20 protein-coding genes and 1 tRNA gene are annotated in these 25,608 nt (G+C 49.6%); 15 read left to right on the forward strand and 6 right to left on the reverse strand.

Features of this window, described 5'->3' with window-relative positions; translation table 11 throughout:
* The first annotated feature begins 51 nt into the window (after window positions 1-51).
* The 5 genes from SD10_RS24890 to SD10_RS24910 all read left to right on the forward strand — a co-directional run bounded on the left by SD10_RS24890 (window position 52) and on the right by SD10_RS24910 (window position 2,514).
* Window positions 52-393 carry a glycoside hydrolase family 95 protein gene (locus tag SD10_RS24890; protein WP_052731292.1) on the forward strand — a complete coding sequence of 114 codons (342 nt, stop codon included), beginning with the start codon at window positions 52-54 and terminating at the stop codon, window positions 391-393.
* Between the two features lie 39 nt (window positions 394-432).
* Window positions 433-807, forward strand: coding sequence for a hypothetical protein (locus SD10_RS24895; protein ID WP_046577678.1), 375 nt, complete (start codon window positions 433-435; stop codon window positions 805-807).
* A gap of 19 nt (window positions 808-826) precedes the next feature.
* Entirely contained in the window at window positions 827-1,543 is a 717-nt protein-coding gene (locus tag SD10_RS24900; RefSeq protein ID WP_046577681.1) for a hypothetical protein, read from the forward strand.
* 201 nt (window positions 1,544-1,744) lie between these two features.
* The gene (locus tag SD10_RS24905; RefSeq protein ID WP_046577684.1) at window positions 1,745-2,086 is read left to right on the forward strand and encodes a hypothetical protein; all 342 of its coding nucleotides are present in this window, start codon (window positions 1,745-1,747) and stop codon (window positions 2,084-2,086) included.
* Between the two features lie 80 nt (window positions 2,087-2,166).
* Complete coding sequence (locus SD10_RS24910) at window positions 2,167-2,514, forward strand: hypothetical protein (protein ID WP_046577687.1); 348 nt, start codon at window positions 2,167-2,169, stop codon at window positions 2,512-2,514.
* A gap of 32 nt (window positions 2,515-2,546) precedes the next feature.
* On the opposite strand, the gene SD10_RS29750 is transcribed toward SD10_RS24910, so the two are convergent.
* Window positions 2,547-3,752 (reverse strand): hypothetical protein, encoded by a 1,206-nt coding sequence (locus tag SD10_RS29750; protein WP_158500596.1) that lies wholly within the window; start codon window positions 3,750-3,752, stop codon window positions 2,547-2,549.
* A gap of 57 nt (window positions 3,753-3,809) precedes the next feature.
* Entirely contained in the window at window positions 3,810-4,163 is a 354-nt protein-coding gene (locus SD10_RS24920; protein ID WP_046577688.1) for a YraN family protein, read from the reverse strand.
* A 101-nt stretch (window positions 4,164-4,264) separates the two neighbouring features.
* Between SD10_RS24920 and lipB the strand changes: the two genes are divergently transcribed.
* The 5 genes from lipB to SD10_RS24945 all read left to right on the forward strand — a co-directional run bounded on the left by lipB (window position 4,265) and on the right by SD10_RS24945 (window position 9,123).
* Window positions 4,265-5,017: a lipoyl(octanoyl) transferase LipB gene (lipB, locus tag SD10_RS24925; RefSeq protein ID WP_046580133.1), complete on the forward strand. Its 753-nt coding sequence runs from the start codon at window positions 4,265-4,267 to the stop codon at window positions 5,015-5,017.
* The gene (locus SD10_RS24930; protein WP_046577690.1) at window positions 5,001-5,405 is read left to right on the forward strand and encodes a hypothetical protein; all 405 of its coding nucleotides are present in this window, start codon (window positions 5,001-5,003) and stop codon (window positions 5,403-5,405) included. Before lipB ends, SD10_RS24930 begins: the two co-directional genes overlap by 17 nt.
* A gap of 109 nt (window positions 5,406-5,514) precedes the next feature.
* Window positions 5,515-6,252, forward strand: coding sequence for a 3'-5' exonuclease (locus tag SD10_RS24935; RefSeq protein ID WP_046577693.1), 738 nt, complete (start codon window positions 5,515-5,517; stop codon window positions 6,250-6,252).
* A gap of 203 nt (window positions 6,253-6,455) precedes the next feature.
* Complete coding sequence (rnr, locus tag SD10_RS24940) at window positions 6,456-8,936, forward strand: ribonuclease R (protein WP_046577695.1); 2,481 nt, start codon at window positions 6,456-6,458, stop codon at window positions 8,934-8,936.
* Window positions 8,937-9,051: 115 nt separating this feature from the next.
* Window positions 9,052-9,123, forward strand: a tRNA-Arg gene (locus tag SD10_RS24945).
* A 107-nt stretch (window positions 9,124-9,230) separates the two neighbouring features.
* Here SD10_RS24945 and SD10_RS24950 read toward each other — a convergent pair.
* From SD10_RS24950 to SD10_RS24960, 3 genes are all read right to left on the reverse strand, one after another.
* A complete protein-coding gene (locus tag SD10_RS24950; protein WP_046577696.1) occupies window positions 9,231-11,000 on the reverse strand; it encodes a hypothetical protein in 1,770 nt (589 codons plus the stop codon).
* Window positions 11,001-11,202: 202 nt separating this feature from the next.
* Entirely contained in the window at window positions 11,203-13,644 is a 2,442-nt protein-coding gene (locus tag SD10_RS24955; RefSeq protein ID WP_046577698.1) for a TonB-dependent receptor domain-containing protein, read from the reverse strand.
* Window positions 13,645-14,161: 517 nt separating this feature from the next.
* Window positions 14,162-17,113 (reverse strand): glycosyltransferase family 117 protein, encoded by a 2,952-nt coding sequence (locus SD10_RS24960; RefSeq protein WP_046577700.1) that lies wholly within the window; start codon window positions 17,111-17,113, stop codon window positions 14,162-14,164.
* Window positions 17,114-17,278: 165 nt separating this feature from the next.
* Here SD10_RS24960 and SD10_RS29755 point away from each other — a divergent pair, with 165 nt between their 5' ends.
* On the forward strand, window positions 17,279-17,449 hold the full coding sequence (locus SD10_RS29755; RefSeq protein WP_158500597.1) for a hypothetical protein: 171 nt from the start codon (window positions 17,279-17,281) through the stop codon (window positions 17,447-17,449).
* A gap of 812 nt (window positions 17,450-18,261) precedes the next feature.
* On the forward strand, window positions 18,262-19,965 hold the full coding sequence (locus tag SD10_RS24965) for an AMP-binding protein (RefSeq protein ID WP_046577703.1): 1,704 nt from the start codon (window positions 18,262-18,264) through the stop codon (window positions 19,963-19,965).
* A gap of 70 nt (window positions 19,966-20,035) precedes the next feature.
* On the opposite strand, the gene SD10_RS24970 is transcribed toward SD10_RS24965, so the two are convergent.
* Window positions 20,036-20,476 carry a LytR/AlgR family response regulator transcription factor gene (locus SD10_RS24970; protein ID WP_046577706.1) on the reverse strand — a complete coding sequence of 147 codons (441 nt, stop codon included), beginning with the start codon at window positions 20,474-20,476 and terminating at the stop codon, window positions 20,036-20,038.
* Between the two features lie 279 nt (window positions 20,477-20,755).
* Here SD10_RS24970 and cysM point away from each other — a divergent pair, with 279 nt between their 5' ends.
* From cysM to SD10_RS24985, 3 genes are all read left to right on the forward strand, one after another.
* Window positions 20,756-21,628, forward strand: a complete 873-nt coding sequence (gene cysM / locus SD10_RS24975; RefSeq protein ID WP_046577708.1) for a cysteine synthase CysM — start codon at window positions 20,756-20,758, stop codon at window positions 21,626-21,628.
* Between the two features lie 97 nt (window positions 21,629-21,725).
* Window positions 21,726-22,775, forward strand: coding sequence for a quinone-dependent dihydroorotate dehydrogenase (locus SD10_RS24980; RefSeq protein ID WP_046577711.1), 1,050 nt, complete (start codon window positions 21,726-21,728; stop codon window positions 22,773-22,775).
* Window positions 22,776-22,904: 129 nt separating this feature from the next.
* A complete protein-coding gene (locus SD10_RS24985; RefSeq protein ID WP_046577713.1) occupies window positions 22,905-25,487 on the forward strand; it encodes an FtsK/SpoIIIE family DNA translocase in 2,583 nt (860 codons plus the stop codon).
* Window positions 25,488-25,608 lie beyond the last annotated feature (121 nt).

Genomic DNA, 25,608 nt, shown 5'->3' on the forward strand with positions numbered 1-25,608 from the left:
GAACAATCGCCAAAGGTGTCAGTTTTCCCCAAAACTAATGGATTCAATGGTATGGCTCATCACGATCAGAAAATCGCCACGATGCTGGGCGATACATTAACCGTATTGGGTGGTGGTTCGCCCTCAACCACCACTGATGAAGGCGTTAACCTGGTTGAGCAGTGGATCGGGATTGTTCGCTCTACGCCCAATACCGAATGGGTTGCCGAGCCTCTCCGAAAGCTTCGGGATGCCCTCAATGCCAACGATGTAAACGAGGTCGAACGGCTCATGCGCGATCTTTCCGGGGTACTTATCGACTTCGCTAACGATGGCGAAACGGGTAACTATAAAGAGGATTTGCAGAATCTATCCACTTCCCTGAAGGATTTTGCCCGAGGGCTGGCCAAGTAAAACGCAAGACAACAAACTACATATAGAACACATTAGACCATGATTGCTAAAGATCAAAATCAGATTTCGCTCATTGAAGAGACGGTAAATACGTTCGATGGAAATATTGACGAGACGACGGCCACCGACGGCCTGTCGCTCATTGATAAGTGGCTTACCCGGCTCAATGACGCTGGCACTGAAAACACGGCTACCATTACCGATATACTCGAACGACTTCGGCCCGAAATCGACACGTCGCAACGCTACAACCGGACAGACAACCAGCAGATCGCCAGTCTACTACAGGAACTTATTGAGCAAACTCAAAAGGTAGCGGCTTTGCCCGAAGCCAGTGCTGAGCAACTGGAGCTTTCGCAATTGATTGCCACGCTCGAAAACCTGCATCGGCAGGCAGTTAGTCGTATTGATTAATCCCAAACAACCCATTTAAATGGCTATAAACCAGCACGCATCAAACCTGATCGATATCACCGCTAAGGCTTTCAATGGCGATGTTATCAGCATATCCCCAACAGATGGACTTTCACTTGTCGACAGTTGGATTAGCTTTCTAAAATCTGACGGACAGGAAAACAACCCGATCACCAATCGCTTAACCGAGCTAAGAACGGAATTACAGGAGAGCAACCTTAACGGCGCCCGGATTCAGGACATTCTCAATGATCTGGTTGGGCAAACAACGCAATTAGCCGATTCAGCAGAGGCCGACAACAAACCAAGGCTTACCACCTTAGCAGAAGCCTTGCAGGGGTTTAATGAGCAACTGAACTTGCCAACGCCAATGACCAACCCCGACAAACAGGCGCCCATGACCAGCACCGTTGGGGGCGAGTCGACTACCAGTGGCGCGGGCATGTCGGCAGTTGGAACAAGTGACGATGACCTGTCGAACCGAAATGGAGGTACCGTAAGCAGTGGTCCAACCGTCGAAATGGAGGCCACCCCCGATAATGGCCGGCTGGCTGCCAGCGGCAGCTCTTCAAACGAAAGCCGTGACGCGAGCAATTCCCAAACGGCCGGTGGCGACTCGTATTCATCGGTTTCGGATGTAGCAGAAGCTGGTGCGGGACGAGTTGGCGGTATGGGTATTTCCGGCGGTGACAGCGATTCGGATTCCATTCAATCCGGAGGGCGGTCATCTCTTTGAGGGAATCAAGGGCCTTGCCTTACTGCTCCTGAACCCAGAGACATACCCGGTCAGACCGGCTTTTCGCGTAGCTGGCAACGCCCTTCTGTGAGCTAAACAAACCGTCGCCAGACGGGTTATTTATAGAACAACAAACCACTAACTGGTTGAAGCCCGCTCCTGATCAGACGATTTTCGACCTGTTACAATCCATAAAGAACTATGCCTTCTCACGCATTAGATCAACGGCTGTTCGAACGAACAAACAGCCTCACCGACGAAAACGATTCGATTTTAGCGTCGCCCCAGGATGGTGTTGAACTCATTGACAACTGGTTACGGATCATTGCTGGAAATACCAGTACGCAAATCGTCGAAGAGGAATTGAACGAATTACGAAGCGAGCTTATGCTTGATGAACCCGACGCCGACCGCGTTCGGAGTTTGCTGCTAAACCTCGCCGATAATACTGCGCTTGTGGCGCAGAGCAAAAATGTTCAGGAACAAACAGCCAACAAGCTGGACAGCGTGGCCTTTACGCTGCGTTCGCTGGCAGGAATGTAGAAAGGTCAATAAATAGCAATAGGTCAAACCAACAGGGTCTTACAGACTTTATTGGTTTGTCATTAATTAACCCCATCAGGATGCTAGGATCAAACAAGTTAGAAGAGAGCATGCTCGGCGATACGCTCAGTTTGTTTCGGGGTACCGACCCGGCCGATCTTTCAGCCACGCAGGGCGTTATGTTAATCGATGGCTGGCTACAGGCATTAGACGGCGACCCGAACATCGACCGGATCAAAGATCAACTCAATGAATTACGCACGGTTCTGCAATCGGCCCAACCGGACGAACAGCACCTACGAACCTTGCTGACAAGTCTGGCCGATACCGCACAGGAAGTTGCCGAAGGCCAAACCGCCGAAGGGACCTGGACAGGCGGCCTGGAGAGCTTGTCGAAAATTTTACGCAATTTGGGCACCAGCTCATAGGCATTACGACTAGTGCTGGCGGAGATATACCATCACTCTTTAAATTCACTATACACAATATGGAAGGAACAGGCACAACACTGGAACACAGAATGCTTACCGATACCCTCGGCGCTTTTGGTGAAGAAAACCTTACGGCGCTTTCGCCCGAACGGGGTATCGCTCCATACAGGCTCCGTGGACAGCCTGGTCAGAAGCGTATCCAGGGTTTTGGGATAAGCTATATACAACTGAATATACGGGTCCCGGATTACATCGGCCTGAATGGAGGCTCTATCAACGTATTGCCCCTCCGCTCGTTGATTGTCATAAGCACTTGGGTTGATATATAGGCTATCGAGCCGGGCCGTGTACAAATGACGTTGGCGTAGATTTACTTTACGCTGTTCTAGCCGGGAAAAGTCGATATAGAACTCAAGGATAATCAAGACGAAGAAAGCGATCGTCATCCCCCCCATCGTCCGGATAATTTTCTGATATGGCAGATGGCTATAAAACGTGTTGAGAATGAAGCCATAGGGTCTGTGAAAGCCCCAAAACAGGAGTTTGTTAAGAGAAGTCAATCGATAGTGTATACTGGCTCCACGCGGATGTGCTCTGACCTTGGGTAAACTCAAGATAGTACTGGCTATAAAGTAGCAGATGATGAGTCCATAAGCCGTCTGTTTTATGCCCTCCCAATACTGATCGGGAATAATCGGGTGGATTACCGAGTAAACCAGTAAGGTCAACAAATAGGATAGCGCAACAAAAATCAGGATGAAAACAAAAAGAAAAGCTACGGCAAAGACGATATTACATCGTCGGTCCAACCGCATAATATAGGCATCCAGTGGCCCCAATTCGGTCGCCATTCTTTCCTGGGCATATTTGGTGGAAAAAGGAATTCGGTCGTAATGAATACCAGTCGGATAAACGGCCAGTAAGCCAACCAGGCCAACCCAGAAGGCACGCATGACGAAGTTGGTCAGGAAAGCCAGGAACAGAACATAGCATGTCGCCTTCATCATGCTGTAGGCCATGGCCGGAAACAGCCCCTGCATACCTGCCGTTTGACTCATTAGATTATACCGAAAGTAATCGAAGGCTTCATCGAGCAAATCAGGCAGTTGCAGAACGGCAAATAACGCGGCCCCCGAAATAACCAGTTCGAGATTCCAGCTCTGCGTGGTTAATTCGCGCAGTTTTTCTTCCTGCTGCGGAAGTAAAGGTTCATTTGAGTCTGGTGTTGGCAACACAGGAATCGGATTAAAAGACTATCGAAAGATACTAATATAGACCAATTGATTGTACGTCTACGAAAAGGCATCCTCAATGTGTTTCACCCGCAAGTCAGTGCCGGCTACGGTTACTGCGATAATATCGAACCGGATATCGTGCATCCAGCCATTAGCGAAGATATATTGTTCGGCGGCTTTCATAACCAGTTTGGCCTTCGTGTAGGACACAAACTCCTCCGGGTTGCCATAACTCAGATTGGTGCGAGTTTTGACCTCGGCAAAAATCAATAGTTTCTCTTTTTGGGCGATGATGTCAATTTCAGCGTGTTGATGACGGAAGTTTTGGGCGACAATTTCGTAGCCTTTTTCCCGCAGGTAACGGGTCGCTTCGAGTTCGCCCTGCTTACCAGTTTCGTTGTGTTGCGCCATTGCTTTAAGTAGGTTACGGGTAAACAATCGAACGAAACAGAGCCGTCTGATTGTTAGCAAAAGGAAGTTGCCTTATGAAAGGCCAGTTCCTCCGTAAAGCAATGAATAGTCGCATTAATAAACAAGTTGACGTTCGTAAGTTAGGATTGATCGCGTATCGGCAAGCCTGGGATGAACAGGAACGCCTGTTTGCCACCATTGTCAATCAAAAATTACTGAACCGTACCCAGCCTGCCGATGAGCAGCAGCCCACGGCCAACTACCTGCTGTTCTGTGAACACCCGCCCGTGTATACCCTCGGCACCAGCGGACACCCGGAAAACCTGCTGATCAATGAAGACCGGCTGACCAACGAGCTCGGCGCAACGTTTTTCAAAATTCGGCGTGGGGGCGACATTACCTACCACGGCCCCGGCCAGTTAGTAGGCTACCCCATTCTGGATCTGGACAACTTCTTTACCGATATTCATCGCTACATGCGGTTGCTGGAAGAGAGCATTATTCTGACCCTGGCCGACTATGGGTTGCAGGCGGGCCGGATAGAAGGCGCGGGAGCCGACAGGTTAACGGGCGTTTGGCTTGATGTTGATGGCCCGAATCCACGGAAAATTTGTGCCATGGGCGTTAAAGCAAGCCGTTGGGTAACGATGCACGGATTTGCCCTGAACGTTAATACAGATTTGAGTTATTTTTCTCATATTGTCCCCTGTGGCATAACCGATAAGGCCGTTACCTCACTGGCCGTAGAGCTGGGCCGTGAAGTACCTTTGGATGAAGTCGCAAACAATGTTCAACGGCACTTGTTCGAGTTGTTTGACATGGAATTAGTTGAGAATAATGAAGAAAGACATTAATTTTTTGCCCGTTGAGGGCGTACACATAGTAATTGCCCGGAAAGAGAACCTCCTTGGCGGATATGACTGGCAGGTTTTTTTGATCAATCAGAATGACGTGCCAATCCAAACGGTTTTTGTTACCTCAAAAGGCTACGGATTGAAGAACGACGAAGAGCAGAAAACCTCGACTCTGCGGCATTTCTTTGTCGAAATTCAACCCGGCGCACATGAAGTTGTCGAAACCATCATGCCGGATGTATTTCACCTTAACAATGAGTATTGGGTGAGTTATTTTATCGGAAAACAGATTTTCGACAAGAAGTTTATCTTCGTACCCGACAGCATTGTTGAAGAAAACCTGGTGACGATACCCGCTTTGGGGCTGGAAGGAATTTTGCATGCTTGAGTAAGGTGGGTAGAAAGCCACGATGTTGATGCTTAAGTTTCTACGACTCGGTCCTACTAACAAAGGTCCATTATTTTAGATTCGCGGGTCTCTGCCCACACTATATACTATGCCTCAACCCGTTTCCTGGAAGCGTCGCCTTAAAAACTTCCTCTTTATCGACCTTAAAACAGTGGCGGGGGAGCCGTCACTTCTGTCTGTAGAGCCACGTCTGCAACGACAGTGGGAAGAAAAAAGTCGGTTTTTCAAGAGTGACGATGAGCTATCGGCGGCTGGCTGGTATGATCGGCGGGCATCTTATTTTGCCGAATTTGGCAAGATTATCTGCATCAGCGTGGGTGGGTTGTTTTTCGATGACGACGACAAGCCCCACCTGAAAGTGAAATTGTTGAGCAATGACGATGAACAAACTCTGCTAAACGAGTTTCTAGTCATTGTCAACCGGTACCCACCCGGCGAACTGACGCTCTGTGCACATAATGGCAAGGAATTTGACTTTCCTTATTTATGCCGACGGCTGATGGTCAATGGATTGCCGTTACCACCTGCTTTACAGATATCAGGTAAGAAACCCTGGGAAATACCGCACCGGGACACGCTTGAGTTCTGGCAGTTTGGCGATAAGCGGCATTTCGTTCCGCTCGATCTGCTGGCCGCCGTGCTGAATGTGCCCACCCGACCGCTCGAATGGACCGGCGACCGAACCAGCGAAGTATATTACCGCGAACACGACTGGCCACGCATTGAGCAATATGCCCGCGATTCGATAGTGATGCTGGTTCAGGTTTACCTTCACCTGGTGGGTGCCCCGCTCGTGGCCGACGAGCATATTGTACTGAGTGATTAAGTCAGTCAGGACAACCGGGCCAATCTACGGACTAGCCCGATAGCCAATAAACAACCGGTTGTTTGGTATTTGGACAAACAATCTGGTCAATAACCACAAACACGGGCAAGCAGAGCCTTTCTACAAAGCCCACACATATACGTCATGGACTGCCATGGTAGTTCATACTTTTTTAGCCAGGTCCTAAAAGCCGGGCAAGTAACATGAGAAACGGAAAACCGAAACAAAATAAATATACAAAAGACACCGCTGGCCAACCCGCCAGCCGACAGTCTAGCCCGGCTCGCCCACGGGAAAAAAGGGTGGAAAAAGCAGGAAAAAGTCAGAGTAGATCGATACAACAGGCTGACTCTTTTCTGGACGAAATGAAAAACGACCTGATGGCGTTTTTTCAAATTAACGACAATCAATCCTTCACGCAGGAGCAGGTTCTTGAGCATTTCGATACCAGCGACCGGCGCATGAAACTCATCATGCACGGCCTGATTGGCGAATTGCAGGACGAAGGCTTCCTAACGCGCCAGGCCGATGGCAGCTATCGGGCGGACGCCGATGCTAACGTTGTCGAAGGCGTTGTCGACCATGTCAACTCGCGCTTCGCGTTCATAGTGCCGGATACGGAAGCCGGTGTCCGTCGCGACAGAGACGACGACATCTGGGTATCTACCGATGATCTTGCCGGTGCTGTGGACGGCGACCGGGTGCGGGTTGTGCGCTTTACCGATTCCCGCAACGGAGGCCGTAGTGGGGCTAAACGCCGGATCGAAGGCAAAGTCGCCAGCGTGGTTGAACGCGGACGCACCGAGTTGGTAGGACGCATCGAGGTATGGCCTACGTATGGCTTCGTGGTTCCCGACAGCAAGAAGATCTACGACGACATTTTTATCCCGAAAGAAAAACTCGGTGGGGCCAGCGATGGCGAAAAAGTGATTGTTCGGCTAACAAAATTTCCAGACCCAAACAGCAGCAAACAGCGGTTTGAAGGCGAAGTACTTACGGTATTGGGTGTAGCGGGGCAGAATAATACCGAAATGCACGCCATCCTGGCCGAATTTGGGTTACCCATTCACTTCCCGGCCGATGTTGAGCAGGAAGCCGAAGCCATACCGACCAAGATTCTGAAAAAAGACTTGGCCAAACGGCGTGATATGCGCGACGTGACGACCTTCACCATCGACCCGATTGATGCCAAGGATTTTGATGATGCCCTTTCAGTGCAGATACTCGACAATGGCAACTACGAAATTGGAGTCCACATTGCCGACGTAACGCACTACGTATTACCGGGCTCGAAACTGGAAGAGGAAGCCTTCAAACGGGCCACATCAGTTTATCTGGTAGACCGGGTGGTGCCGATGCTTCCGGAGAAATTGTCGAACGGATTGTGCTCCCTGCGGCCAAACGAGGATAAACTTACCTTCTCGGCGGTGTTTGAGTTGACGCCTAATGCTCAGATTGTGAACGAATGGTTTGGAAGAACCGCCATCCATTCCAACCGACGTTTTGCCTATGAAGAAGCGCAGGACATCCTGAATCACAACAGTGGCGATTACCTGGAAGAGCTTCGGCTGCTGAATGAACTGGCCTACAAGCTACGCGATGAGCGATTCAAAAACGGAGCCATTAATTTCGAAACGGTTGAAGTACGCTTCCGGCTGGATGAGAACGGTGTTCCGCTGGCCGTTTACCCGAAAATTCGGCAGGACACCAACAAGCTCATTGAAGAGTTTATGTTGCTGGCCAACAAGCGTGTAGCTGAATTTGTGCACTCGCTTTCGAAGCGGAATAAAGGTGGCGAAGAAAACACCATGGTATATCGGGTTCACGAATCTCCCGCTGAGGACAAGCTCCGGAGTTTTTCAGAGTTTGCCCGTAAACTAGGCTACAAACTCAACGTCGACGACGAGCACCTGTCGAATTCGATGAACCGCTTCATGGCGAGCATTGAAGGGAAGCCCGAAGCCAACATGCTTCAGCAACTGGCGGTACGAACGATGTCGAAAGCGCGATACAGCACCGAAGACTTAGGCCACTTTGGTTTAGCCTTCCGACGGTATTCGCACTTTACATCGCCCATCCGTCGGTACCCCGACATGATGGCGCACCGGTTGTTGCAGCATTACCTCGACAAAGGCAAACCCGCCGACCGGGATGAATATGAAGAGAAATGTCGGCATTCGTCGGAGCGGGAGAAAATGGCTGCCGAAGCTGAACGTGCCAGTATCAAGTACAAGCAAGTTGAGTTTATGAGCCGTATGGCGCCCGATCAAACGTTTGAAGGCGTTATTTCGGGGGTTACCGAGTTTGGCATTTTTGTAGAAATCACCGAAAACAGTTGTGAAGGCTTAGTTCGGATGCAGGATTTAAGCGACGATTTTTACGAATACGACAAAGACAATTATCGTATCATTGGCAGCCGTACCAAAAAGATGTACACCTTTGGCGACGCCGTGGTGGTTCGGTTAAAAGAAACCAACCTGGCCCGCCGAAGCATGGACTTTGCGTTGGTCAGCGACAGCGCTGGTCGGGCTACCGACCTGAGCACCAGCCGTCGGCCGGGCCGAAGCGAGAGCGGTAGCCGTTCAAACGGATCGTCCTCATCCCGTTCGGGTGGTCGTTCAAAAGGCAAAGACAGCGTAGCGCCAAAGGGTGAAAACCGGCGAGGAGGCCGGGGACGCCGATAAATGATTGTAGGGTTTGGGCCATTAACTGGCCCAAACTTAAATCTTGTTTATTATTTGGCTTGCGTTTTAGTCCCTTAATCTGCTATATTTGCAGGCCCAAACAGGGACATTGTCTGCTTCCGTAGTTCAATGGATAGAATTTCGGTTTCCGGTACCGACGATAGGGGTTCGAATCCCTTCGGGAGCACAACAAGAAACAGCCCGCTTGCTAGTTGATAGTAAGCGGGCTGTTTTTTTATCGATGAATACGAATGAACGTAGCTGACAAAATTCACCTAATTAACTATCATATAGTTAGTTGCGCTTTTCTAATTGCTCAATCCGTTTCTGTTGCTGGATCAGATACAAGGTCAGCTCCTCAATTTTTTCCAGCAACGTAGCATTCATTTTCGCCAAGTCAACACCTTCTTTCATAACTTCGCTGGCTGACGGTACACCCGGTAAATGCCCATTCGTTTGAACAAAGCTTGCTACTGAATCCAGCGAACGTAATGTGTAGTTGGGCGCAAATACTTTATCGCTCCACTCGGTCACGTTGTTGATTCGTAGCTGATAACGAGCCTTGATCACATCACCCCGCTCATTAACGGTCAGGAATTGATCTGTATGTTGGGTAGTGGGGCTGTTGCTTGTTAAATCGGCTAGTCGAAAACCAGATTCATTTGGCTGGCCGCTGCTAACATGTAGCCGTGCCGTTGGAGCAGTGGTACCAATACCGACGTTGGCCTGATTACCTAATATTACCGCATTGCTGACGGTAACACGGGCTCCGGCTCCGATGGCGGTTGCATGGTGTAAGCTAATTGACTCAGCGCTGGCTTGGTGGCCAATTAGGGTGTTGTTTCCTCCGGCCCACTGCCCACCTCCAGCCTCCCCACCAATAATGACATTATGACTTCCATTCCCGTTTCCTGACTGAACATTGTACCCCATTAGTACGTTATCGTCGCTGTCAACGACAGCGGTTCCGGAACTGGGCCCAATAATGATATTGTTACTACCCACAGTAACATTCTGGCCTGCATTGTAGCCAACAAAGGTGTTTTGCGTACCACTGGTAGTAGCAAATCCGGTGCGTTGCCCTAAAAAGGTGTTAGCTCTAGCGGTGGAATTAAAGCCTGCTTGATGGCCTAAAAATGTATTTTGGGTACCGGTTTGATTACTCTGACCAGCCGATTGACCGACAAAGGTATTTGATGCCCCCTCTGTGTTATTGTATCCTGCCTGTGTGCCAACAAAAGAGTTGCCGCTTCCTGACGTATTTTTTCTTCCTGTACTCTCCCCGACGAAGGTATTAAAAAAGCCGGTCGTGTTAAGTTCGCCGGCTGATGAGCCAACGAATGTATTTTGGTTTCCGGTAGTATTCGCGTAACCCGTTCTATACCCCAGAAATACGTTATAGGGAGAAGTCGTATTACTATATCCTGCCTGATAACCCAGAAAGGTATTTTGGCCGCCCGTTGTGTTAGAACGTCCTGCACCGGATCCGACGAAAGTGCTAACATTGCCGCTTGAGTTAGCACGGCCTGCTGAAAAGCCTATGAAGACATTATCATAGCCTGTCGTGGTTAACTCGCCAGCGACGTTACCCATGAAAGTATTCTGGGTACCTGTTGAGTTATAAGATCCGGCGTTAAATCCTACATATGTATTTAGACTGCCTGTTTGGTTAAAATAACCTGCATTGTTACCTATATGAACGTTCTGAGTACCTGTTGTATTGAATAAGCCCGCACTAGCCCCTATAAACGTATTAAATCCACCTGATGTGTTTGAAGAGCCCGCATTATAGCCCATAGAAGTATTAAAATTCCCGGTTGAGTTAGCACGGCCCGCTTGGTAACCCATAAAGGTATTTTGGTAGCCTGTCGTGTTGTTGTAGCCTGCATAATATCCCACAAAGGCGTTGTTGTAGCCCGTTGTAATGCCATTACCTGCTCCAGGCCCAACCAATGTATTGTAAGTCCCTGGTCCAGAGGCATTGACTATATTAGCAACATAGTTATTTTGAGCCAGGAGAGGGGTATTTAGCAAGAGAAGGAATAGATAATACAGTTTTTTCATAGTCTCAAAAAGAGTGAGAGCGTTTTTCTAAGAAGTTTCCCATTTAACCTCAATCATGGTGCCAAAAATCTTACACTGAACCGACTAGGCGCATTAATTAACTAATAAAGGCTAATCAGTTGATTGAGTTAACATAACTCCAATCAACTGATTAGCCTTTATTAGTTACTAGACCGCTCAGCAGAGCCGCCCTGTGTATCAGCTATCTATCTTTATCGTCGTTGCTGATTTTCTTGCCTTTCTTACCGCCCCCGGCGCTCATCTGGCCAAATCGCCATTCGAATGTGAGCCGCACCGACCGGCGAATCATGTAAAAACGAGACTCCGACTCAAACGTGGGCGCTGACTGTCGGCTCGTTTGCGCAATGCCCCGATAGAATGGGTTGTTCAGACCCAGTGTGAGGCTGGCTTGCTTATTCAACAGATCGTGTTTGGCCGAAATACTATGCCAGTAAAAGCCCGTGTTGGTGCCCTGTAAACTAATCCAGCCCGAGTTGTAATTTCCATTTACCTGTAACGTATAGTTATGAGGAAGTTTGTAGCTGCTGTTCAGGTTGAGATTCCATACCAGGCCGTTATTTCCCTGCTTGAGCGCGGGACTTGTCAGATCAACATACCGCAAATCGCCCCCGCCGTTGAGCGACCAGTTTTTTGTGGGCTGACTGCTGACATTGACGTTCAGCCCGTAGGCTTTCCGCTGGCCTATGTTCTGTGGTTTTGTGGTGGATATGCCGGCCGCATCGACAGTTGACAGGTATTCGATGGCATTGTTCGTCATCCGCCAGTAGAGAGCCGTGTTAATGGATAATCCGCTTTTGGCGCTCAAGCTATACGCCAGTTCAGTGGCATGGCTTAACTCCGGATTGAGCAAGGGGTTACCCGTTTGAATATTCTTGGGATCGCTTTGGTTGAGCCACGGGTTCAGGTACCACACCATTGGGCGTTGAATCCGCTGGGTATAGCTAACCTTAAAGGTGTTTGTCTTGATTTTTTTTGACAGCGTAATGCTCGGAATCAGGTTGTTGTACTGACTGGACAATTTCGTCTGGCTCGTAACAAAGTCACTTTGAATGGCGGTGTGTTCGAAGCGGGCGCCGGCATTCAGACTCCATTGCCGTTTGGTGTCTACCCGCAGGGAGGCATAGCTCGAATAGACCTTCTGTATGTAATTGAAATCGTTCGATTGGGTCGAATCGGGCAGCAGGGCACCTTGCCCATCCAGCGACTGTGTCACGCGGTATTCGCTGCCAATGTCACGCAGAATAGTCTTCAGGCCAATTTCCAGCTTGATATCGGTGGTATCGTGTGCACTGTTAATGGTGAACGGATGCGTATAATCGGCCTGAGCTGTATATTCTTTGTTACTGCTATAATTGGTACTATGCTGGCGGTACGTCAGTAGGTCAGAGAGACTGTATCGGTCAGTATCATAAAAATAATTGTCGGGCATTCGGCTGAACTGCGTCAGTATGGACAGTTCCTGACCGGGCTTTTTAAACGTTTTCGTGTAGCCCAGATCAAGTTGTCCATTGCCATATGGATTACTGAACCGGATATCATTTCGGAAGGCTTGTAGTACATCGCCCGTGGGGCTGGTCAGTCGATTGATGACTGAATTGTTGTTCGGATAATAGCCTCCCCAGACGTTAGCGGCAAAGTTAAAATGACTGGTCGAATCGGGATCGTAGTCGGCACTCATCTCGCCATACCCACCCGTGCCTGTATTATCCGCCTGGCTACTCTGGGTTAATATGTTCAGCGGCTGGCTGGATCCATCACTCACGGGCATCAGGGTCGTACGGGTCGACTGGCTTTCCCGAATATTGCGAAACTGATAGCCATTGGCCGACAACGAGAATCCGAATTTCTTTCGTTTCAGATTCAGGTTAGTCCCCACACCCCGATTCAAATTTCCCGCCGTCACATTCACGGATCCGTTAAAGCCTTCAAGGGCTTTTTTAGTAATGATATTGATGACGCCGGCCGATCCTTCAGCATCATACTTGGCACCGGGGCTGGTGATTACTTCGATGGATTTGATGACGTTGGCAGGCATTTGGCGCAGGGCATCTGCCAGGTTGCGGGCCATCATGGCCGAGGGCTTACCGTTAATCAGGACTTTAATATTGCCATTACCCCGCATTTGCACATTGCCATCCAGGTCAACACTTAAGGTAGGCACCTTTCTTAAGACATCCGCAGCCGTACCACCCGCATTCGAAATGTCTTTTTCGGCATTATAAACCAACCGGTCGCCTTTATCCTCGACCAGCGCTTTTTGGCCCGCCACAGTCACTTCGCCAAGCGTTTTCCCTTCGGTCATCAGTAGAATGGAGCCCAGTTGCCGTACTGGCTGATCAGCAGTGAGGGTAACCGGTATCCGTTTGGTTCGGTAGCCGACAAACGATAGCGTGAGTGTGTAGGAACCCAGCGGTATATTGGGCAATACGAATGCGCCAGCGCCATCCGTGGTAGTTCCGGTAATCAGCTTAGTCCCATCCATGAGGGCGGCTGTAGCAAAAGGAACGGGTTTCACCGTCGTTGAGTCGGTCAATGATCCCGTTAATTTACCGGAATGAAGGGCTTGAGCCTGGGCACTAGTCGCCCATACGCTAAGCAGAAGCAGCGTGAAAAGATGTTTCATCAGAATCTTGGAACGATTGAACCCGTTGTGGTTAAGTTGGTAGGCGGGGAATGAATTAAGGTTTATGAATGAGTAAGACGGTTCCGGTTTCCGGTCTTATTCGTTCGTTGGAATAAGGATAGGACTCACGCCCTACAGGTTGCATCCCGGATTAAAAATATTTCTCCATGGCTGCATACCCTAGACGATTCAAGGAGGAAAACGTTACAACGGCTTTTCATTTTATTTCCTGGTTGACAGCAGCCTTAACGACAAGCATACTTATTCGGCTATTGCTAAGTAAAAAGCCATTCCTCAAGGTGGGAATGGCTTTTATGCTTTTCTTAACCTAACTAAACAAAGTTATCGCACTCCAGGGTGAGTAGGATAGCCCCATAGCTGTTTAGAAGTCAACTACCATACCAGGTTATCAAGCCATTGATAATCAGAATATTGCACAACATAACATCCTAAATGTGTACGATTATGGACAGATAACGTCCACTTTAGAACAGTAGTCCATGCAGCTCAATACGTATCAACCATAGGTTGCCAGGTGCTTTTGAAAAATGGCTTCATACCTGGCCGCAGCCAGGGGTTGATTTGCCTCCTTACAGGCTTCAACGATGGTTTGCAGTATATACAAATCAGCATTGGGACTGCTAAACCGCCCCTGCCCACTTTTGGTATAGGTTAAATTCTGATCGGCGCGGGTAGCCATGGTATCGGCGATGGACAGGGCTTTAGCAGGTTCATTTAGCGCAAACAGGAACCGTACGTAATTAGACGAAATCTGGTCATACGGAAGGCTCTTGTCCGGCATCACTTTCAGGGAAAAGTCCAGCACTTCACGGGCTTTATCGGTCTGACCTTCGCGCAAAAGCTGGTCTGTCAGCCGGAAAAACGCCATGCGGGCCGAGACAACAGGCGGCCCTTTGTAGGTTTGGTCATAATACACATCAGGGTTGTCGAGCTCCCGCCAAACGGTCTTGTGCATCATGTTGGTATACATCCGTTTAGAATCGACATAACCATCCGTTGCGCCTGGCACGGCCACCGGCATCAGGCGGTATGTGTATCCTTCCAGTTGCATGTAATTCTTTAAGCCCTGATAGTGATCCGTAGTCAGGGTGCTCGAGAAGTAAATAGGACGCTGCCAGTTGTTGGTCGCAATCACATCCAGCATAATCAGATCGGGTTTATACAAATCCTTTTTACCCAGCGTCCATTGCAGGGTATCCTTAAGCAGCGGCCGGAGCTCGGCCGAAACGAATCGGGCCTGGTCAACGGCTTTCTTGTCAATCGGCAGATACAGAATGGAGGAGGGCAGCACATTGGTCATCTCACCACTGGTGAGCGGCAGTTGAATGGCCGGATTATTATCCTTCACCAAGTTGATGTACTGTTTTAGGTCAATACCGTTTTTCACGCCGGAAATCTCGTAGAAGGGAATAATGTCGTTCTTCCCTTTGTTAAACTGATCGAATGCCAGCGACATGGGCACGGCATCGGACTCATAGGTCTTTCGCTTCATTTGCTGGATATACCATTCTGTCCCCAGCAAACTCAGGTTGCACACCCGCACATCGCGCCGGAAGCTTTCCACTTCCTGCACATACCAAAGCGGGAAAGTGTCATTGTCGCCTTCGGTGAATAAGATCGCGTTTGGCGCGCACGAGCTGAGCATATTTTTGGCAAAATCGACCGAATGAAAGCGGTGATCCCGGTTGTGATTATCCCAACTTTTTACGCACATCATTACGGGTACCAGCAGGCATACGCCGAGCACCAGTTCGTTCCGAAGCCTAACTGACTTCAGGGCCGTTCGTACCCCTTCGGCGAGGGCCGCCACACCTAAGCCGAGCCAGATGGCAAAGAAGTAAAACGAGCCGACATAGATGTAATCGCGTTCTCGCGGCTCAGATGGGGGTGAGTTCAGAAAGACCTGCAGACCAATGCCCGTGATCAGAAACAATAAGCTCACAACGAGCCAATCCTGGCGTCGGCGTTTGTACTGGTAAATACTCCCAAACAAACCTAGTAGAAACGGCAGCATATAAAAGTTATCATGGGCTTTGTTGGCTTTCAACAGGTCGGGTGCAAGCTGATCGGATGACCAAGGCAATAAATACCCCGCGTCATCTTCGTCGCTCTCCCGACCGGCAAAGTTCCACATCAGGTACCGCCACCACATATGGTTCAACTGGTAGGTAAACAGGAATCGGAGGTTATCGCCCATGGTCGGCTTCTGCCCCTCCGCCAAGCCGAGCATCTGCCGGTATAACTGAGGATGATTTAGTTGACTGCTGTACAGGCGTGGAAAGAGTATCTCATCGCCGGGCGCATAAATGTATTCCGGTTGGTAATCGTAAATGACATATTTACCGTTTTCCTTCTTCCACATGGGCGCACCCCGCTTCTGGTCAATGGGCCGGGCCGTAAATACAGGCCCATACAGCAGGGAACGACTCCCGTACTGCTCCCGACTCTGGTAAGCCCGAAAGCTCAGCACATCGGCGGGGTTGTTTTCATTGAGCGGTGGGTTAAAACCTGCCCGAACGAGCACCTGCAAATAAGATGTGTAGCCAATTAGCAGAAACGCTACGGCAAGCAACGCGGTGTTCCAGATAACCCGCTGCCGACGAATCGACCAGACAATACCGTACCCGATGGCAGCGACCAAAATCAGGATGAAGAAAATCACGCCTGAGTTGAACGGCAAGCCAAACGAGTTGACAAACAGCCGCTCCACGGCAAATGCCAGTGCGGGCAGGCCCGCAATCGAGGCATTGATACAGCCCAGTATGACCAGCCCGATGGCCAACGCCATTACACCACCCCGGAAGGTTGGCACCAGATATTTTTTGTAGTAATAAATGAGCGCCAGGACCGGAATAACAACCAGATTCAGCAAATGCACCCCGATAGACAAACCCGTTAGGTAGGCCATGAAAACAAGCCAGCGGTTAGCGGCCGCTTCATCCTCCATGCGCTCCCACTTAAAAGCAGCCCATACCACGATAGCGGTAAAAAAAGACGACATCCCATATACTTCGGCTTCAACGGCCGAAAACCAGAAGGTGTCGGAGAATGTGTACACCAATGCCCCAACGTTACCCGTCCCAATAACCAGTATCGAGTCGGTAGTGGTGTACTCACTTACCGATTTGCCAATGAGCTTCCGGGCCAGCAGAGTGATGGTCCAGAACAGAAACAAAATGGTAAAGGCGCTGGCCAGCACAGAGGCCATGTTAACCCAATACGCAACTCTGGTCAGATCGCCGAGAGAGAACATGGAAAAAATTCGGCCCAGCAACAGAAAAAAAGGCGCTCCCGGCGGATGAGGTACCTGAAGTTTGAACGAAGCAGCGATAAACTCGCCACAGTCCCAGAAACTGGCTGTTCGTTCGACGGTCAGCACATAGGTAACGAGCGCCGTGGCAAACATAAGCCACCCGATGACGGTATTCAGTCGGTTGAAAGTGAACATAAGCGTATAGCGTTAGCAACATGATTTTGTGTAAGAAGTCGCCAAAACTACACTTGGAAGCCGTTAGCATGGATCAGCCAAACCGTTAACAAATGTTAATAAGCCATTGATTTACAATTATTTAACATTTCAAGAAGTATCCCCTACCTCTTAAACAAATACCCAATGCAGTGTTTTTTTGAAGAGGCTGGGTTCAGAACGATACCAATCAGCCCTCGTTCGCCATTGGCATCAACATTCAGCTATATGGACGGAGTTGGCAGCAACGCTCCATTTTTAATGACGCGTAAAGCTCCCCTGCTGAGTTACAAAGATGCGTCCGTCAGGCGCAAATGACATTGCCGTTGGTCCGGTAATCCCATTAGCTACCTGCACCTGGCTAAAACTGGCCGGATAGGTTTGCCCGTGCCCATAACTAGCAATGCCCAGCGACGAAATCAGGGTAACAGCCCATTAATTGACTTAGAACACGAATATGCCAATCGCCATGGTCATCAGGTTGCTGACTAAAATCAGCTGGTGATTAGGCGAACAACCATCAACTGATGCAAGGCATAAGAACCACTTGGCTACCTGCTGAAAAATACCCTATCCGGCGAAACTAAAGATTAGGATTGGAACAACTACTGCAAATGGTTTCATGTAACTGAACACTATACGAATCACCGCAGCCAGATGATCCGGTATGCTAAACGCATACCCAAATAAGAAGTCCATCTACTTAAGGTTGCGCATTGGTTTCGTTTAGAAAATATTACTTATCTTGCCAGTGGTGCCTAAAACCAAAAAACGCCGAACACATCGTGGCCCGGCGTTTTTGCACCCTTTTCTTAACTTAAACGCTGTTAAAGCGTCAGACTAATGACGCAAGAAATTGGTTTAATGTTGCACGCCAGCGGACACTTTATTACAAACGGCAGAATACGTATACCAATGGGTATGACAAACGCCGGGGCTTTTTTAGTCCCGGCGTTTGTCATTTCGCTTCCCGGAAAGGTTTTTTGCCAGGGCCTGAAGAATTGAACAATTTACTTAGTTTTGTTGTACGCATCAATGACAGCAAGGCCGAAAAAAGACCTTTAATAACCAGCATTTAGAAGCTTGAATGCCGAACAGAAATTCGTTCCTGCGCTAAACCTACACACTACATGAACACAGAATCGACAATAAATCCATATCCCTGGCGCCGTTTTTATCCAAAAGGCGTTCCTGATGAGATTAACCCTGATGCTTATACGTCACTGGCCGCTTTGCTGGAAGAAGGATGCCGACGGTTCACAGATCGGCCTGCCTATGCTTGTATGGGTAAGCAAATTACGTTTGGTGAACTGGATCATTTATCCGCCCAGTTTGCTTCTTTTTTACAAAATGACCTGAAACTCCAGAAAGGAGATCGCATTGCGATTCAAATGCCCAATACGCTCCAGTATCCTATCGCTATGTTTGGAGCGCTCCGGGCGGGTCTGGCGGTAGTCAATACAAACCCGCTGTATACGCCCCGCGAAATGCAGCACCAGTTTAAAGATTCGGGGACAAAAGCGATCGTCATTCTCAGCAACTTTGCCAGTAACCTGGCGAAAATCCTCGACCGGACAGAGATCCAGCACGTTGTAATTACGCAATTGGGCGATTTGCTGGGCTTTCCCAAAAAGCAGATCGTTAATGCCGTCGTAAAATACGTGAAGAAACTGGTTCCCGCCTATAACCTGCCCGACGCCATTTCATTCAACGATGCACTGAGCCGGGGAAGCAGCCAGCCGTTCAAACCCGTACCGATCCAGAATACGGATTTAGCCTTTGTGCAATATACGGGCGGGACAACGGGTGTTTCGAAGGGGGCCATGCTCACCCACCGAAACATTATTGCCAATGTAGAAGGGCAGCATTTCTGGATGAAGCCAGGCGGTACGCCCGATGGTGAGGGAATTATCGTGGCGGCCCTCCCCCTCTATCACGTATACGCTCTCACGACGAACGCACTGGCAGCCTTAAAAAGCGGTTCCATGAACTTGCTAATTACCAACCCGCGCGATTTGAACGCCTTTATTGACGATCTAAAAAAATACAGGATTACGGCCTTCACGGGCGTCAATACGCTCTACAATGGCCTGTTGAATCATCCGCGCATTGGCGAAGTCGACTTCAGTTCTCTGAAAGTTACTTCAGCCGGAGGTATGGCTCTACAAACGGCCGTAGCCGAACGCTGGACAAAACTCACCGGCAACACCCCCTGCGAAGGCTACGGACTCACCGAAACATCGCCCGTTCTTTGCTCAAACCCCGTTGATGGCAGCGTACGTATCGGCACAATTGGCGTCCCCTGGCCCAGCACCGATATGAAAATCATTCGTGAAGACGGCACCGATGCCAACGTTGGTGAAGCGGGTGAAATTGTCGCTCGTGGGCCGCAGGTGTTCCTGGGTTATTACAAACGCCCCGAAGAAACCGCCCAATCCATGCTGGGCGATTGGTTCAAGACAGGCGACATTGGCGTCATGAATGAAGATGGTTTCTTCAAAATCGTTGACCGTAAGAAAGATATGATCCTGGTCTCGGGTTTTAACGTGTACCCGAATGAAATTGAGGATGTCGTAGCGCAGTGCCCAGGCGTTCTCGAAGTGGCCTGCATTGGGGTACCCGACGAGAAATCGACGGAAGTAGTCAAAATATTCGTCGTCAAAAAAGATCCCAACCTGGACATCGAAACCATCAAAGCTTACTGCCGCGAGAACCTGACGCCCTATAAAGTTCCCAGGATTATCGAGTTCCGGACCGAATTACCTAAGTCTAACGTAGGCAAAATCCTTCGCCGACCTCTGCGGGATGAAGAGTTAGCCAAACTAAAGAAATAGTATTGTTATCAGTTGAAAAAGGCGTTTCTCTGTATTGAGAAACGCCTTTTTCAACTGATAATGGGCTGATTTACGATACCGGTTCTACCGTATTTAGCATCGACAACTCTTGCTGAAATCCCTTCAGGTGCTTGATAAACCGGCTAGCTTTCCGACGGGACACCTCTACCCGATCACCATTAATCAGGCTCACACTCAACTGCTGCTGGCTGGGATGAACACTGTCCAGGTACAATAAATTAATAATGTTCTTTTTATGCAGACGGGCAAAAACTTTGGGCGACAAGCGGCTCTCCATTTTTTTCAGCGTCAGTGACACGATCAGTTGACTACCATCCGAAAAATGAAATAAGGTGTAATTCCCCTCGCCTTCCAGGCGCACAATCCGGTGCATCGGCATTTTTTTGCGGCACCCCCAAAATGGAAGCGTAAGATCTGACATGGAAAACTGGCCCGCAAGCTTTTCGACATGTCCCTTTGAAAGCGGATGAGTAACGACTGTTGCTCTCATATACTTGATTTGTTAAAGTGTGAATAGTTGGAAAAAAGATTTACTCAATAAGTAACCTGTACTTACCTAAAAGTAAGAGCAAATTACAAAATTTTAATTTTCAAGCAATTAGTTGATATATAAAATTATTCTACACCGTAATTATACTCAATTAAGCAAAAGTCCAACTTTACCAACAGTTGGTTACCAGCTGATTGTTTTTCCCGAAAATGACTTATTTACGAACTTATTAAGTGGCTTTCTCCTTGAAAGCTAAAAACAATCCCTTTACAAATCAGCATGGCAACTTTGCTCGATTTAGTCGGTAATACCCCTTTGATTGAGTTGAACCGTCTGAATCCAAATCCTAACGTCACCGTATATGGCAAACTTGAAGGCAACAATCCTGGTGGCAGTGTAAAAGACCGAGCCGCCGTCAGCATGATTCAGGGTGCCCTGTCTCGCGGTGAACTTCAACCGGGCATGACTTTGGTTGAAGCCACAAGTGGCAATACAGGCATTGCTCTGGCTATGATTGCGCGGCTCTATGACATTCCGATCGAATTGGTCATGCCCGAAAACTCAACCCGGGAGCGTGTGCTGACTATGGAAGCGTTCGGTGCCAAAGTTACCCTGACAGAAACCATCGAAAGTGCCCGCGATTACGCCGACGCACAAGTACAAAAGGGCGGCTACCTGATGCTGAATCAGTTTGCTAATCCCGACAATTACCTCGCTCATTACCGAACTACCGGCCCTGAAATATGGCGCGATACGGCGGGCAAAATTACCCATTTTGTTTCATCTATGGGCACCACGGGCACCATCATGGGTACGTCGCGCTACCTGAAAGAGCAAAACCCGGACATTCAGATCGTCGGCTGTCAGCCGACCGATGGCTCGTCGATACCAGGTATACGGAAATGGCCGGTTGAATACCTGCCAAAAATTTTCGAACCCCAGCGCGTCGACCGCGTCATGGAGGTTTCCGCTGAAGAAGCGACCCTCATGACCCGTAAACTGGCAAACGTCGAGGGCGTTTTTGCGGGTATGAGCAGTGGTGGATCGGTTCATGCGGCCCTTCAACTGGCTCAGGAGCTGGAGTCTGGCGTAATCGTCTGCATCATCTGCGATCGGGGCGACCGCTATCTTTCATCCGACTTATTTGGGTAGCAAACAGCTGCCCGCCCTGACCCGACCACGACACAGGTCAAAGTTTCTATAGGCGAAACCAACCGGGGACGAGCGGCTCTATAGTATCTTTGTCGGTATGTACAAGCACATTATTCTGCCCATACTATTCCGCTTTGATGCCGAAACCATTCACCACACCGTTACGCGCCTGTTGCAGATCGCCTTATCTATTCCGGGTGTGTCTGGTCTTTGCCGGAAGCTGTATGTTGTTGACGACAAGCGTTTAGCGCGCACCGTTTTTGGGCTAACGTTTCCAAACCCAATAGGCATGGCCGCCGGGTTTGATAAAAACGCCGAGTTAGTCAGCGAATTAAGTGATTTAGGTTTTGGCTTTGTTGAAATCGGGACGGTAACTCCTCGCCCTCAACCAGGCAATCCGCGGCCACGCCTGTTTCGGTTGAAGGCCGATAGCGGGTTGATCAACCGGATGGGTTTCAACAACAAAGGGGCTGGTCCGGCCGCCGAACGGCTTCGGCATTTCGCTAAAAACCGCGGCAATCGACAGGTAATCATTGGCGGCAATATTGGCAAAAATAAAGATACTCCAAATGAACAGGCGCTGACGGATTACCTCATCAGTTTCCGTGAATTGTTCGATGCCGTCGATTATTTTGTCGTCAATGTGAGCTCGCCCAACACCCCCGGCCTGCGCGACTTGCAGGAGCGGGAGCCTCTTACCAACCTGCTGGCGGCTTTGCAAGAAGAAAACCGCCAGAAACCAACCCCAAAACCTATTCTTCTGAAAATTGCTCCAGATCTGACCAATGGCCAGTTAGACGATATTATTGCCATCATTGCCGAAACCGGGATTGCGGGCGTTATTGCTACCAACACGACCATCAGCCGTGATGGCCTTGCCACCGATCCGGCCACCGTTGCCCAGATAGGCGCGGGTGGGGTTAGTGGCCAACCACTGCGCGAGCGAGCTACTGAAGTCATCCGGTATTTACATCAGCAATCGGGCGGGGCGTTTCCAATTATTGGCGTTGGTGGTATTGCCACACCCGACGATGCGAAAGAAAAACTTGCCGCCGGTGCCAGTTTGGTGCAGGTTTACACGAGCTTTATTTACGAAGGACCCGCGCTCGCCAAACGCATCAACAAGTCATTAGTAAGTGAACTGTAGTTAAATAGGGCTCCTTCTATTTGATTACCTACCGTACGGCCTTTTTTTTGTCTTTCTGCACCTCTTCTTATCGTTGTTTCTCGTTAAAAAGTGGGAAATTTACCTGCAGCGACCGCCCTAACCCAACGTATGGCACAACCAACTACATCACCCCGTCAGAATACAATCCGACGTCCGGCTGAACGCAATGAACCCCGTCCGCGTGTCAACCGGGATGGGGGATCCTCATCCGGTCGGTTCAAGACCCCTTCTTTCAACTGGGGAGCCGCCCTTGACCGCTGGCTCACCGACCAACGCTCAGCCCTAACACTGGGCATGCTGCTGATGGGTCTGGCGCTGGGCTTGATGGTGGCGTTTATCTCGTATATCATCAATGGTCCCGCCGATCAGAGCGTAGTAGGCGCAGCTTTCTCGGAGCCACTCGCCGAAACCGGCACCGAAACCCGCAACTGGGTTGGGCTGGTAGGAGCATACGTAGCCCAGGCCTTTGTTTTCCGCTGGTTTGGCGTGGGCGCGTTGGCCATACCCGTTATTGTCTTTTTGTCAGGCTACAAACTTACCTTTGGAAGTGAGCTGGTTCCGTTGAGCCGGGCGACCAAGGCGTTGCTGTTTGCCGCTGTTTGGTCCAGCCTGATGCTGGGGTATATAGTGCTCGTTACCGACTCCGCCCAGACCGCCAGTGTTTGGTGTGGCGGTATTGGCTACGAAGTCAATGTAGCCCTGTATAGTTTGTTTGGTTGGGGAAACCTGGCCTTTATTGGCTTTCTGCTGTTCTTTTTTGTCGTTTATTTCTTCGACGTCCGGAATATCAGACTACCGGATTTTTCACATTCAACCCAGCCGAGAGCCAAAATCCGTTCGGATGATCCGTTGCAAACCTATGCTGAAAGCGAGCTGGAGCCCGAGGCAGACGACGAGATCGAGCCCGACGATGAGGAGGAACACCAGCCATTTTCTCCGCAGAGCCAGCCCGTTAATTCATTCGTTTCAGATGCCGTAACGCCTGACGAACAGCCAATTCCAGCCACTTCGTTACCCGAAGTCATTGCGCAAACCACGGGCGTTACGCTCACCATTAAAAACCGCGATACAACAATCAACAACGGCGCCGACACCGAAGAGCTTAGTGCCGTGCCCGCTCCTACGTTTGAACCCGATCCATTCGAGGAAGATGATCTGGTAGCAACCCATGGTTTGTATGACCCAACCCTCGATTTGCCGCAGTACCAATATCCCCTTTCTGATCTCCTGACCGATTATCCGAACAGCCGCAAGGCGCAGGTATCGGATGATGAACTGACGGCCAACAAAGAAAAAATCGAAAACACACTGCGCAACTTCGGGATCGAAATAGACTCCATCCAGGCGTCTATCGGACCAACGGTTACGTTATATGAGATCATTCCGGCTAAGGGTGTCCGAATTTCTAAAATCAAGAGCCTGGAAGATGACATTGCGCTGAGTTTATCTGCCCTTGGCATTCGGATTATTGCGCCGATGCCCGGCATGGGAACGATTGGTATTGAGGTGCCGAACAAAAACCGTGAGATGGTCTCCATGCGGTCGGTTATTACGAGCGATGTCTTTAACAACAGCAAATTTGACCTGCCCATTGTTCTGGGAAAGACGATCTCGAATGAGATTTATGTGGCTGATTTAGCCAAAATGCCGCACTTACTCATGGCGGGAGCCACCGGGCAGGGTAAATCCGTTGGGTTGAATGTGCTGTTGACATCGCTCATTTACAAGAAGCACCCGTCGCAGCTCAAGCTTGTGCTGGTTGACCCCAAAAAGGTTGAACTAACCCTGTTCAACAAACTGGAAAGGCATTTTCTGGCCAAGTTGCCCGACTCCGAAGAACCCATCATTACCGACACCAAGAAGGTGGTTAATACGCTCAACTCGCTTTGTATCGAGATGGATAACCGGTACAACCTGCTCAAAGACGCGGGGTGCCGGAACCTGAAAGAGTACAACGCAAAGTTTGTTAAACGGCGGCTTAACCCCGAAAAAGGCCATCGCTTCCTGCCCTACATTGTCCTGATCATTGATGAGCTGGCCGACTTGATGATGACGGCTGGCAAGGAAGTTGAACAACCCATTGCCCGGTTGGCCCAGTTGGCCCGCGCTATTGGCATTCACCTGGTCGTGGCCACCCAACGCCCCTCGGTAAACGTCATTACGGGTTTGATCAAAGCCAACTTCCCGGCCCGCTTGTCCTTTAAGGTGACCTCTAAAATTGACTCCCGAACCATTTTGGATACGGGTGGCGCTGAGCAACTGGTTGGCATGGGCGATATGCTGCTTTCGTCTAACTCCGATATTGTCCGCCTACAATGCCCTTTTGTGGACACCAACGAAATTGAAGACATCTGCGAATTTGTCGGAAATCAGCGCGGCTACGATGATGCCTATGCACTTCCCGAATTTGTGGGTGACGACGGCGGCCAGGGTGACGATAAGGATGTGGACATGGCCAACCGTGACCCTATGTTCGACGAAGCGGCACGACTTATCGTTATTCATCAGCAGGGTAGCACTTCATTGATTCAGCGTAAGCTCAAGTTAGGCTACAATCGCGCCGGTCGCCTGGTCGACCAGTTGGAAGCTGCCCGAATTGTGGGGGCCTTCGAGGGAAGCAAAGCCCGCGATGTGCTGGTTCAGGATTTGCAAACGCTGGAAGATATATTGAAGCGCCTGAAAGGTGAATAAAGCAACGGACAGCACCTACTAGACAGTTGGTAACAATTAAAAATATTAAACTTTTCCCCTTATTTTCCCGTCTAAGAACAATACGTTCGGTTCGTAGAACAAATCGAGCGGGAGAACCACA

The sequence above is a fragment of the Spirosoma radiotolerans genome, from assembly GCF_000974425.1.
In the GTDB taxonomy this organism is placed as follows: domain Bacteria; phylum Bacteroidota; class Bacteroidia; order Cytophagales; family Spirosomataceae; genus Spirosoma; species Spirosoma radiotolerans.